This window comes from Bradyrhizobium sp. WSM3983 (genome assembly GCF_000473045.1).
Lineage (GTDB): Bacteria > Pseudomonadota > Alphaproteobacteria > Rhizobiales > Xanthobacteraceae > Bradyrhizobium.
In genome coordinates, this window is record NZ_KI421490.1 from 164,678 (window position 1) to 176,041 (window position 11,364).

At 65.6% G+C, this 11,364-nt stretch carries 10 protein-coding genes and 1 pseudogene; 6 read left to right on the top strand and 5 right to left on the bottom strand.

From position 1 onward, the window contains the following. Positions 1 to 39: 39 nt before the first annotated feature. The 3 genes from YUA_RS0142870 to pcsA form a co-directional block, all read right to left on the bottom strand. Positions 40 to 1,014: a quinone oxidoreductase gene (locus tag YUA_RS0142870; protein ID WP_027536161.1), complete on the bottom strand. Its 975-nt coding sequence runs from the start codon at positions 1,012 to 1,014 to the stop codon at positions 40 to 42. A 74-nt stretch (positions 1,015 to 1,088) separates the two neighbouring features. Continuing rightward, positions 1,089 to 1,823 carry a TerC family protein gene (locus tag YUA_RS0142875; protein ID WP_027536162.1) on the bottom strand — a complete coding sequence of 245 codons (735 nt, stop codon included), beginning with the start codon at positions 1,821 to 1,823 and terminating at the stop codon, positions 1,089 to 1,091. Beyond that, positions 1,820 to 2,545 carry a phosphatidylcholine synthase gene (gene pcsA / locus YUA_RS0142880; protein WP_051383661.1) on the bottom strand — a complete coding sequence of 242 codons (726 nt, stop codon included), beginning with the start codon at positions 2,543 to 2,545 and terminating at the stop codon, positions 1,820 to 1,822. The genes YUA_RS0142875 and pcsA overlap by 4 nt, the downstream gene beginning before the upstream one ends. A 128-nt stretch (positions 2,546 to 2,673) precedes the next feature. Here pcsA and YUA_RS0142885 point away from each other — a divergent pair, with 128 nt between their 5' ends. After that, on the top strand, positions 2,674 to 3,858 hold the full coding sequence (locus YUA_RS0142885; RefSeq protein WP_027536164.1) for a UbiH/UbiF family hydroxylase: 1,185 nt from the start codon (positions 2,674 to 2,676) through the stop codon (positions 3,856 to 3,858). A gap of 19 nt (positions 3,859 to 3,877) precedes the next feature. Here the strand turns inward: YUA_RS0142885 and YUA_RS0142890 are convergent, their stop codons facing one another. Further along, positions 3,878 to 4,831 carry an AEC family transporter gene (locus YUA_RS0142890; protein WP_027536165.1) on the bottom strand — a complete coding sequence of 318 codons (954 nt, stop codon included), beginning with the start codon at positions 4,829 to 4,831 and terminating at the stop codon, positions 3,878 to 3,880. A 106-nt stretch (positions 4,832 to 4,937) separates the two neighbouring features. Here YUA_RS0142890 and hspQ point away from each other — a divergent pair, with 106 nt between their 5' ends. Next, a complete protein-coding gene (hspQ, locus tag YUA_RS0142895; RefSeq protein ID WP_027536166.1) occupies positions 4,938 to 5,270 on the top strand; it encodes a heat shock protein HspQ in 333 nt (110 codons plus the stop codon). A 98-nt stretch (positions 5,271 to 5,368) separates the two neighbouring features. Here hspQ and YUA_RS0142900 read toward each other — a convergent pair whose 3' ends face one another. Continuing rightward, the gene (locus tag YUA_RS0142900; protein ID WP_027536167.1) at positions 5,369 to 6,178 is read right to left on the bottom strand and encodes an invasion associated locus B family protein; all 810 of its coding nucleotides are present in this window, start codon (positions 6,176 to 6,178) and stop codon (positions 5,369 to 5,371) included. A gap of 260 nt (positions 6,179 to 6,438) precedes the next feature. Here YUA_RS0142900 and YUA_RS0142905 point away from each other — a divergent pair, with 260 nt between their 5' ends. The 4 genes and pseudogenes from YUA_RS0142905 to YUA_RS49665 all read left to right on the top strand — a co-directional run. Beyond that, positions 6,439 to 8,286, top strand: coding sequence for an extracellular solute-binding protein (locus YUA_RS0142905; protein WP_027536168.1), 1,848 nt, complete (start codon positions 6,439 to 6,441; stop codon positions 8,284 to 8,286). 4 nt (positions 8,287 to 8,290) lie between these two features. Next, positions 8,291 to 9,793: a class I adenylate-forming enzyme family protein gene (locus YUA_RS0142910; RefSeq protein ID WP_027536169.1), complete on the top strand. Its 1,503-nt coding sequence runs from the start codon at positions 8,291 to 8,293 to the stop codon at positions 9,791 to 9,793. A gap of 85 nt (positions 9,794 to 9,878) precedes the next feature. Continuing rightward, positions 9,879 to 11,102: a hypothetical protein gene (locus YUA_RS0142915; protein WP_027536170.1), complete on the top strand. Its 1,224-nt coding sequence runs from the start codon at positions 9,879 to 9,881 to the stop codon at positions 11,100 to 11,102. 20 nt (positions 11,103 to 11,122) lie between these two features. Continuing rightward, a pseudogene (locus tag YUA_RS49665) lies at positions 11,123 to 11,308 on the top strand (IS701 family transposase); the annotation flags it as partial. Positions 11,309 to 11,364 lie beyond the last annotated feature (56 nt).

Genomic DNA, 11,364 nt, shown 5'->3' on the forward strand with positions numbered 1-11,364 from the left:
CGAGAGCCGTGTCAGCCGTCACTGCAATGACGGCAGCGCCTACGGCTTCAAGATCGATGCGCCGGTCGTGTTGCGGCTTTCGAGATCGATATGGGCCTTGGCGGCGTCCTTCAGCGCGTAGGCGTGGTTGATCGGCACGTGCAGCTTGCCGTTGATGACGGCGGAAAACAGCGTGTCGGCGCCTTCCAGCAGCTCCTTGCGGGTGCCGACGTAGTCGTTGAGTTTCGGCCGCGTCGCAAACAGCGAGCCGTGATTGTTCAGCTCGGCGATCGAGAATGGCGGCACGGGGCCTGAGGCATTGCCGAAGGAGACGAACATGCCGCGCGGCTTCAAACAGGACAGCGAGCCCGGGAAGGTCGATTTGCCGACGCCGTCATAGACGACGTCGCAGCCCTCATTGCGGCTGATCTGCTTGACGCGCGCGACGAAGTCCTCCTCGTTGTAGAGGATGACGTGGTCGCAGCCATTGGCCTCCGCAAGCTCCGCCTTCTCGCGCGAGCCGACCGTGCCGATGACGTGGGCCCCCAGCGCGCTCGCCCACTGGCAGGCGAGCAGGCCGATGCCGCCAGCGGCGGCATGGATCAGCACGCGATGATGCGGCTCGACCTTGAAGGTCTTGTGCAGGAGATACCAGACGGTCAGGCCCTTGAGCATCAGCACGGCGCCCTGCTCGTGGGTGATGTGGTCCGGCAGCTTGACCAGCTTCTCCCAGGGGATGTTACGCTCGCTCGTATAGGCGCCGAGATTGTGGTAGTAGGCGACGCGGTCGCCGGGGTGGAAATTGGTCACGCCCGGCCCGACGGCGACGACCTCGCCAGAGGCCTCGTTGCCGGCGATGAAGGGCAGCCCAGGTGCCCTGTAGAGGCCGGTGCGGTAGTAGACGTCGATGAAGTTCAGGCCGACCGCATGCTGGCGGATGCGCACCTCGCCGGGTCCTGGCGCCGGGACGTCGACGCTCTCATAGACCAGCGCCTCGGGGCCTCCGACCTTGTGCACACGAACGGCTTTGGTCATCACCTGACCTCCTCTTCTCCAAGGCCAGCGAAAGACATAGCGCCCGCCTTGTCAACTCGCCCCGGCTGGAACGGCTAAACGGACGGCTCGCTGGCCTTCTTGCGGTTGCTCTTCGCCAGCACGTTGAAGAATTCCACCGCCGCCGAGAACGCAATTGCGAAATAGATGTAGCCGCGCGGGATGTGGAATTTGAATCCGTCCGCGACCAGGGCGATGCCGATCAGCACCAGGAACGCCAGCGCCAACATTTTCGTGGTCGGATGCTCGGCGACGAATCGCGCCACCGGTCCCGACGAAATGTACATGATCAGGCAGGCGATCACGACCGCCGCGATCATGATCTCGATGTCCTGCGCCATGCCGATCGCGGTGATGATCGAATCCAGCGAGAACACGATGTCGATGACGATGATCTGGACGATCACCCAGAAGAAAGCGCCGCCGCCGGAGTCCTTCTTCCCGTCGCCGTCATCGGCCTCGACCTCGGCGTGGATCTCGTGCGTCGCCTTCGCGATCAGGAACAGGCCGCCGCCGATCAGGATCAGATCGCGCCAGGAGAAGTCGTAGCCCGCAAACGAGATCACCGGCGCGGTCAGGCCGATCAGCCAGACCAGCACGCTGAGCAGGATGATCCGGAAGACCAGCGCCAGCGCCAGGCCGATCTGGCGGGCGCGACGGGCCTGTGGCTCGGGGATGCGCGAGACGATCACCGACAGGAAGATGACGTTGTCGATGCCGAGCACGATCTCGAGCGAGGTCAAGGTCAGCAGCGCGGCCCAGGCCTCGGGGCTCGTCAACAAATGCATCATGCGAAGGACCTTGCCAACCGGATCAATGCGTCGCTGAAGACGATCCAGAGCGCGATCGCGCAGAGCGCAATCGTCACACCGATGCCGACGCGAAAATCCATCTCCAACGCATAGAGCCCGAGCAACGCCCAGATCCCGATCAGCGACATCGTCAGCCAGCGCAGCCGCACGACACGGACCGGATGCAGCACGTGAAACGGCACGAAGGTCAGCACCACCAACGCCGCGACCAGCAGCGTCGATGACAGCGGTGGCCAGTGCAGCAGGAACAAATAGAACGCCGCCGCATTCCACAGCGCCGGAAAGCCGCGGAAATGATTGTCATCCGCCTTCATGCGCAGATCGGCGAAGTACAATGCGCTGGTGACGATGATGGCTATGCCGAGCAAGGGCGCCGCCACCGGCAGCAACAGGCCGCTCGCCACGATCGCATAGGCCGGCACGAAGACATAGGTGAGGAAGTCGACCACGAGATCGAGCACGTCGCCCGACCAGTTCGGCTGCACAGTCTTGACGTCGAGCCGGCGCGCGATCGGCCCGTCGATCGCGTCGATGATCAAGGCCACGCCCAGCCAACCGAACATCGCCGCCCAGTGCTCGCGCACGGCCTCCAGCATCGCCAATAGCGCGATCGCGGCGCCGAAGGCGGTGAAGATGTGCACCGAAAACGCCGCGGCGCGGATCGCTGGTCTCGGTTTCAGGGAATCCTGCTGGGTGTCCATGGCTTCTGCTACCAGAATGGGGCCGGTTTGCACATCCGCCGTCGCGGCATTGCGCCGCGCAATTCGTCATAAAATCAGGCAAAATAGGTGGGCTTGAATTTACCGCGGGGCGTGTCAAATGTCGCTCCATGACAGACGCATCGACACTCTTTGACGCAGCCATCATCGGCGGTGGGCCGGCAGGCCTTGCGGCAGGAATTGCATTGGCGCAGGCCGGCACGCGGACCGCGCTGGTGGCGCGGCGCCTGGCTTACGCCGACAACAGGACCACCGCGCTGTTGGGTGCCTCCGTCGATCTCCTGGAAAACCTCGACGTCTGGTCGCGCTGCAAGGACAAGGCGGCCGGCCTCGAGGTGATGCGCCTCGTCGACGACACTGGCCGCTTGTTCCGCGCGCCGGAGGTCCGGTTCTCCTGTCGTGAGATCGCCCTCGACGCGTTCGGTTACAACATCGACAACCGCTCGCTGATGCTGGCGCTCGAGGCGCGCGCGGCCGAATTGCCCAACCTCGTTCGTTTCGACGACGAAGCCGAGAATGTCGTCATCGAAGCCGATGATGTCGCGATCCGCACGGCTTCCGGGCAATTTTTGACCGCGCGGCTCGTGGTCGGCGCCGATGGCCGGCACTCGCTGTGCCGGGAGGCTGCCGGCATTGCGGTGACGCGGCGCGACCTGACGCAGACGGCACTGACCTTCAACGTCGGCCATGCTCGCCCGCACCGCAACGTCTCGACCGAGTTCCACACGCCGCACGGCCCCTGCGTGTTCGTGCCCCTGCCCGGCAACCGCTCCAGCATCGTCTGGGTCTCCGCGCCCGCGGAGGCCGAACGGCTTCGCTCCCTTAGCGACGAAGACCTGTCCGCTGCGGTCGAGAAACAGTCGCATTCCATCCTCGGCCGGATGACGGTCGAGCCCGGCCGCAATTTGTTTCCGCTGGCGATCGAACGGCCAAACTCCTTCGCGCGCGACCGCGTCGCGCTGGTCGGCGAAGCCGCCCATGTGGTTCCCCCGATCGGCGCCCAGGGGCTCAATCTCGGCCTGCGGGATGCCGCCGATATTGCCCGGCTGGCTGGCGAGGCCATCGCCGCCGGACAGGATCCGGGCGCGGACGAGGTGCTCAAGCGCTACGACCGGGCGCGGCGTCCGGACATTTTGAGCCGGACCTTTGCGATCGACATTGCCAACCGCTCACTGCTCAACGATTTCCTGCCGCTCCAGCCGGTCCGCGCCATCGGCATGCACCTGCTCGGCGCCATCGGCCCGCTCCGGCGTTTTGCCATGCGCGAGGGGCTGACACCGACGTGGCGCAAGTGATTTTGGCGGCGCGTAGCGTTTACGGAAACGCGAGTCGGCCGGTCTGGAGCAACCACATCACGCTGGTCAGCGTGACTACGGACGCAAATGTCCCGAGCAACACGGCGACGGAGGCGGATTCGATCCAGGCGTCGTTCTGGCGGGCGATCACGAACACATTCAGCGCGGGCGGCAGCGAGGCCATCAGGATGGCGGTCGCTGCCCACGGCTGCGCGAAAGGGCCGAACGCCAGCATCAGGCCGAACGCCGCGAGCGGATGGATCAGGAGTTTGACTGCGATCACGCCCGGCACTTCCCAGGGCACGCGGTCGAACGGGCGCAGCGCCACCGTCACGCCGAGCACGAACAACGCGGTCGGAGCCGCCGCGTTCTGGAGGAACGTGATGGTGCGATCGAGCGCGACCGGCAGCTCGATATGGAGCGCCGCAACGGCCGCGCCAAAGCAGGCCGACATGATCAGCGGGTTGAGCATGATCTGCTTCAGCACGACGCCAAAGGCATGCACGATCGAGGGATGGTCGCGGTCGGAGAGCTCGATCAACAGCGGCACGATCGTGAACAGGAAGATGCTGTCGCAGCAGAAGATCAGCGCCGTCGGCGCCGAGGCCTTCGGCCCGAGCACGGCCAGCGCCAGTCCCGGCCCCATATAGCCGATATTGCCATAGCCGCCGGAGAGGCCCGCGAGTGTCGCCTCACGCAGTGTCAGGCCACCGAGCGCCTTGCCGACGACCAGCGCGAGCGTGAACGCGGCAACCGTCGACAGCGTGGTCGCGACCAGGAATGGCGGGTTGTTCAATTCGGAAAACGGCGTCTTCGACATGATTGCGAACAACAGTGCCGGCAACGACACGTAGAGCAGGAAGAAGTTCATCCAGGCAAGGCCCGATTCCGGCAGCGACTTGGCCTTGCCGCAGGCGAAACCGACGAAGATCAAGCCAAAATAAGGTAGCGCCAGATTGAGGATATCGACCATCGATAAAGTGTTTTCTGAGGACCTGTGGGCTATCTGCCCTGCAGCTGCGGGTTAATTCCAGATCAGGGCACTAGCATCGGCCACAATCCTGGTCTATCGACGGAGGATGATTAAAGCGCGGACCGCCAAATTCCAGATCGGTCAGGTCGTTCGCCACCGGATCTTCTCGTTCCGGGGGGTGATTTTCGACATCGATCCGGAATTCAACAACACCGAGGAGTGGTGGCTGTCGATCCCCGAGGAAGTGCGGCCCCACAAGGACCAGCCGTTCTACCATCTGCTCGCGGAGAACGCGGAATCCGAGTACGTCGCCTATGTCTCCGAGCAGAACCTCTTGCCCGACGAGTCCGGCGAGCCGATCCGGCATTCCCAGGTGACCGAGATCTTCATCAAGAACAAGGATGGCGGCTACCGCCCGCGCAATCCCTCGCTGAACTGAGCCACGCTTCCTTGACCTGAGCTTCACCGCAAACAAGCCGTCAGTAAAAAAAGGCGCTCGAACTGAGCGCCTTTTTCATGTCCGGGATCTGAGCCCGATTACTTCTGAGCGGTCGGGGGGGCTCCGGGCGCGCTACCCTGCTGCTCGAGCTTCTTGCGCTGCTCGTCGGCCTTCTTCTGAAGCTCTTCCTGAAGCTTCTTCTGGGTTTCCTCGAACACCTTCGGATCGGTCGGCGGACCGTCATAGGCCTTCTGGAATTCACCGGCGAGCGGCAGCGGCAGGGTCAGCGGCGCACCATTGGCGTTGATCGCCTGCACCACGAGGTTCTGGCCCTTCTTCATGTTGGCGAGGAGCTCGGGCGTCGCTTCGTAGTCCGACATACAGCCGTTCTGGAAGCAGATCACATACGGGCTCTGCAGCGGCGGGTTGTTGTCGACGATGATGCGGGTGCCGTGCACGAGCTGCATGCCGAGCGGCAGCGTCACGCGCAGGATCTTCTTCGGCTCGCCTTCCGGCTCGATGATCACGGCCGCGATGACAGGCTGGCCCGATTCGATGCGACCGTCCTTGCCGGTGAAGCAGACCTGCTTGGCGTTGGCATCCTGGCCCTTGAGGCAGAACTTGGTCCAGGGGGCGTAGATCAGCTGGATCTGCTGATCCGCGGGCTGGGCGCCCTGCGCTGCCGGAGCGCCCTGCTGGGCCGGGGCCTGCTGGGCCTGGGGAGCCGGCGCGGGGGCCGCAGCCGGAGCCTTGGGGGCAGCCTTCGGAGCGGCCTTCGGAGCGGCCTTTGGCGACGGCGCGGGAGCCTGAGCCTCAGCGGCAAACGGGACGACCAATGCCGTCGCCGTCATCAGGGCGAGAAGTCGCCCGCGCGGCCGGACGGACGCGGCCAAATAACGGAAATTCATTGCAGAAAACCCTTTCTGAACGGGAAGTGCCCGAACCGCTCCGAAGCGCCGAACCGAGCCGCCTTGGGCGCGGCTCTCTCCCCGTCAATTGAGGCGGATACGTGACGGGCTCGGCGCTCGTGCGCGATTGCGTGCCTTCTTAACGTGGTCGACGGAAAGATCAATGCCGACAAGCGTCTTTGGCCGTTTCCGGGAGGGCACTCAGTGAAATCCCTGTGATAAGATTCAGCCCCTGCCGGCCCTCGAATCAACGTGTCCGAATGTTCATGTTCCCGCGCCTGCTCGAGGGCCCCAGTCTCCGCCTTGGCAGCCTCGCGTTGACCCTCACCATCGGGCTATCGGCGGTCAGCGGCGTGCGGGCCGAGGCGGTCCACGCGATCGCCATGCACGGCAAGCCGGCGATGCCGGCCGATTTCACCCACATGCCCTATGCCAACCCTGATGCCCCCAAGGGCGGCCGGCTGACCTGGGGCATCCTCGGCACCTTCGACAGCCTCAATCCGTTCATCGTGAAGGGATTGGCCGTGCAGCCGATCCGCAACTACGTGGTCGAGAGCCTGCTGGCGCGCGGCCAGAACGAGCCGTTCACGCTCTATGGCCTGCTCGCGAAATCCGTCGAGACCGATGACGCGAGAAGCTACGTCACGTTCCGTATCGATCCCCGCGCGCGCTTCTCCGACGGCAAGCCGGTGCAGGCCGAGGATGTGCTGTTCTCCTGGCAGCTCCTGCGCGACCATGGCCGTCCCAACCTCCGGCAATACTACGCCAAGGTCGCCAAGGCCGAGGCGCCCGATCCCCTCACCGTCCGCTTCGACCTCACAGGCGCCAACGACCGCGAGCTGCCGCTGATCCTCGGCCTGATGCCGATCCTGCCGAAACACGCGGTCGACGTCGCGACCTTCGAGGAGACGACGCTGACCGGGCCGATCGCCTCGGGCCCGTACCGCGTCACGGCGGTCAAGCCCGGCGCCAGCGTGACGCTCTCGCGCAATCCCGATTATTGGGGCCGCGATCTCCCGATCAATCGCGGGCTCTTCAATTTCGACGAGATCCGGCTCGACTATTTTCGCGAGGCCAACGGCCAGTTCGAAGCCTTCAAGCGCGGCCTCTATGATTTTCGCATCGAGAACGAGCCGTTGCGCTGGCACGACGGCTACGATTTTCCGGCCGCCAGAAACGGCGACGTGATCCGCGAAACCATCAAGCCCGGCGTGCCGCAGCCCTCGGAATTCCTGGTGTTCAACACCCGACGCCCGATCTTCGCCGACATCCGCGTGCGCCAGGCGCTGACGCTGCTGTTCGATTTCGAGCTGGTCAATCGGAACTACTTCTTCTCGCTCTATTCGCGCGTCGCCGGCTATTTTGCAGGCTCAGACCTGTCGGCCTATGCCCGGCCCGCGGATGCGCGCGAGCGCGAGCTCTTAAAGCCCTTTGCCGCACAGATTCCGCCGGACATCATCGATGGCAGCTACCGCCTTCCCGTCACCGACGGCTCGGGGCGCGACCGGACGACGCTGCGCGCGGCGCTCAAGCTCCTGTCGGACGCCGGCTACGATCTCGATGGCACCGTGCTGCGCAATCGCGCCACCAAGGCACCCTTCACCTTCGAAATGCTGGTGACGACCCGCGACCAGGAGCGTATCGCGCTCGCCTTCCAGCGCGACCTCAAGCGCGCCGGCATCGAACCGAGCGTGCGTTCCGTCGATCCGGTGCAGTTCGACCAGCGCCGGCTGACTTACGAGTTCGACATGATCCAGAACCGCTGGGACCAGTCGCTTTCGCCCGGCAACGAGCAATATTTCTACTGGGGTAGTGCTGCCGCCGACAATCCGGGCACCCGCAACTACATGGGCGCCAGGGATCCCGCGGTCGATGCCATGATCAAGGCCCTGCTGGAGGCCCGTGATCATACGGATTTTGTCTCCGCGGTGCGGGCGCTTGACCGCGCTTTGATCGCGGGCTTCTACACAATCCCCCTGTTTAACGTATCCGAGCAATGGATCGCGCGCTGGAATCGGATAGAACGACCATCGACCACTGCGTTGTCCGGCTATCTGCCGGAGACCTGGTGGTCGAAGGGTGAGCCTCAAGCCAGTCCAGCGAAGTGACGCCGTGAACCAGCCAGCCGTATCGCCGACGCTCGACACGCTGTTCCAGCGGACGCTGATGCGGCAGCCGCACGCGCCCGCTCTGCTTGATCCCCTCAACAAATCCCGCATCACCGGACACCAGCCGCGGCGGCTGACCTACGCCGAAGCCGACACCGCCATCGAGGCGCTGTCGGCGCATTTCGTCGAATCGGGCCTGCCGGCCAATTCGGTGATCGCGATCCAGTTGCCTGCTACCGTCGAGTTCGTGCTGACGGTGCTCGCCGCACATCGCGCCGGCCTCGTGATCGCGGTGCTGCCACTGCTGTGGCGGCAGGCAGAGCTGGCGGCCGCGCTCAACCGCACCGCGGCGCGCGCCATCGTCACCTTGAGCAAGGTCGACGGCGTCAGCTATTCCGACCTCGCGATGCATGCCGCGGCCGAGGCCTTCTCGATCCGCCACGTCTTCGGATTCGGTGCCGATCTGCCCGAAGGCATGGGCTCGCTCGACGACGTGCTGGCGCGCCCGCCCGGCACCACGCGCGCGGTGATCCAGGACGGCCGCAAGGCGGCGATGATCTCCTTCGATGTCACGGCGGAGGGCTTTCGTCCGGTGCCGCGGCCGCATTTCAGCCTGATCGCGGGCGGGCTTGCGATGTCGCTGGAAGCCGACATCCAGCAAGGCGCGACCGTCATGTCGGCGTTCACGCCGATGTCGTTCGCGGGCCTTGCCTCTTCGCTTGCGGTGTGGCTGCTCTGCGGCGGCACACTGGCGCTGCATCATCCGTTCGAGAACGATGTCCTGGAGCAGCAGATCAGCGAGCACGAATGCGACGTGCTGATTGCGCCGGCCCAGTTCGCTTTGCGGCTCGGCGATTCCGGTCTCGCGGCGCGGATGCCGACCTTGCGCAACGTCATCGGGCTCTGGCGTGCGCCGGAGCAGGTGGCGACGAGCGAGGCCTGGATCGCGCCGCATGCGCCGCTCACGGACGTCTATCTGTTCGGCGAGGCCGGCCTGTTCGGCGCCCGGCGCGGCGAGGACGGCATGCCGGTGGCGGTGATGCCCGGACCGCACGGCGCTCCGCGCGAGCAATCCGGCTCCTCGATCGCGGGCGACATCCTGCTGACGCCGAAGGGCACGCTGGGCTTGCGCGGCCCGATGGTGCCGATCGCGGCCTACGCGCCGCCGCAGCCGGTCGGCGAGACGCTGACAGCACAGCCGCCGCGCGACTATGTCGACACCGGCTATGCCGCCCGGATCGACCGGGCCAGCGGCGCGATCTGCATCACTGCGCCGCCCTCCGGCATCATGGCGGTCGGCGGCTATCGTTTCCTCTCCAATGACCTCCAGGAATGGGCGCGCCGGCTCGGCCAGGGCGCGCTCCTGACGGCCCTGCCCGACCGCCTCTCGGGCCACCGGCTGGCGGGCCGGGCCCAGGATAACGCCCGCGCCCGCGAGGCGCTCAGCGAGCTCGGGCTTAACCCCCTGATGGTCGAGGCTTTTCGCGACCGCTCCGGACCGGTTTGACCCCAGTTTCGCCGGGAACATTGACGCTGCATTAATGCGGCCGGACTAGATTGCGCAGCATCGATTGCGTGATCAGAGTTTCCAAATGTCCCAGGCGGGCCCGATCCTGTTTGTGTCCAACGCCGAGCGACCCGCGTTCATGGCGGCGCTGGACGAGGCCCGTCTCTTTCCCGTCGTCGACAGCGATTGGGCGAGCGCGGCGCGCGCCGTCAGCGAGGTACAGCCGGCCGCGGTCCTCGCCGCGATGTCCGGCGGGCACGAGCCGCATATGGCTTTGCTTGCAAAGAAGATCGCCGATCAGCCGCTTTATCTACCCCTGGTCGCGCTGGATGCGCAGGGTTCGCTGCCCCACAACGCCCTGCCCTTCGCCACGCGCGGCAACGCTGCCGAACGCCTGATCGCACGCCTGCGCGCCGCGATCCGCATTCGCACGCTGCACGCCACCGTGCTGCGCCGGCTGCCGGAAGTGAAGGTCGCGCTGCCCGAGACCGATCCGGTGCGCGATGCCATCGTGCTGCTGGTCGGCCGCGGGGCCGCCTATCCCGCCCTCTCCGTCGCGCTCGGTGAGCGCACAGGCGTGGTCGGCGCGCTCTCGATCGAGGCCGCGGCAAAGCATCTCAACACCCGCGACATCGACGGCGTCGTGCTCTCGGACGGTTTCACCCCACGCGTCACCGATGCTTTCCTCACGGTGCTCGCGGAGGACACGCGCTTCCGCAACCTGCCTGTGGTCGTCACCGCGCACCAGCTCACCCAGAGCTATGACCTGCCCAATCTCGAGCTGATCGCGGGCGAGCCCGCCAAGGTCGCCGCCAGCGCGCTGCCGCTGATCCGTCAGCACGCGATGGCAGCGCAATTGAGCCGCACGCTGCGCTCGATCGACGCAGGCGGCTGGCTCGATCCGCGAAGCGGCCTGCTCACGGTCGAAGCCTTCGCCCGCGATTTCGCCAAGGCGGTCGAGCAGACCCTCGCCCGCGGCGGCGGCCTGTCGGTGGCGCGCTTCGCCTTCGATTCCGGCAATCCCCGCGCGCAACTCGATGCCGCGCGGATCCTGAGCCGCCTGATGCGGCAGATGGACTTCGGCACCGCGCAGAAGGACGGCTCGGTGATCGTGGTGTTCGCGGAGACCGATTTTCGCACGGCGCATATGATCGCCCGCCGCCTCTCGGCGGTGATGAAGCACACCTCGAACGGCAAGCACGAGATGCGCAGCGATCCCGTCGTCAGCGTGGATTCGCTGTCGCCGTCAGATACGGCAAGGTCGCTGCTCGGGCGGTTGTCGGCGGACGCGTCGCGGGCGGCGTCGTAAGGTTTCGTAGGGTGGATTAGGGTCACTACGAGGGACGCGGCTGGCGCGGCTTCCATCACCACGCAACCCTGTGCATCGCAGCCTATGGCTTTCTGATCGCCGAGCAGGCGACGATTCCCCCCTCAGGACCACGTTCCGCCCCGTCAGTCCCGGTACCTCGCTTACCCGACGATTATCGACCGAGAGGCTCCGCCCACGCGGCCTGAACGCCACGTCCCGAACTCGATCGCAACCATGCGCGCCCGATTGATCCGCATGCTCA

Excerpts from the sequence above, each read along its gene's own strand:
- YUA_RS0142870 (WP_027536161.1), bottom strand. The coding sequence starts at position 1,014 with ATGACCAAAGCCGTTCGTGTGCACAAGGTCGGAGGCCCCGAGGCGCTG.
- YUA_RS0142875 (WP_027536162.1), bottom strand. The coding sequence starts at position 1,823 with ATGATGCATTTGTTGACGAGCCCCGAGGCCTGGGCCGCGCTGCTGACC.
- pcsA (WP_051383661.1), bottom strand. The coding sequence starts at position 2,545 with ATGGACACCCAGCAGGATTCCCTGAAACCGAGACCAGCGATCCGCGCC.
- YUA_RS0142885 (WP_027536164.1), top strand. The coding sequence starts at position 2,674 with ATGACAGACGCATCGACACTCTTTGACGCAGCCATCATCGGCGGTGGG.
- YUA_RS0142890 (WP_027536165.1), bottom strand. The coding sequence starts at position 4,831 with ATGGTCGATATCCTCAATCTGGCGCTACCTTATTTTGGCTTGATCTTC.
- hspQ (WP_027536166.1), top strand. The coding sequence starts at position 4,938 with ATGATTAAAGCGCGGACCGCCAAATTCCAGATCGGTCAGGTCGTTCGC.
- YUA_RS0142900 (WP_027536167.1), bottom strand. The coding sequence starts at position 6,178 with ATGAATTTCCGTTATTTGGCCGCGTCCGTCCGGCCGCGCGGGCGACTT.
- YUA_RS0142905 (WP_027536168.1), top strand. The coding sequence starts at position 6,439 with ATGTTCATGTTCCCGCGCCTGCTCGAGGGCCCCAGTCTCCGCCTTGGC.
- YUA_RS0142915 (WP_027536170.1), top strand. The coding sequence starts at position 9,879 with ATGTCCCAGGCGGGCCCGATCCTGTTTGTGTCCAACGCCGAGCGACCC.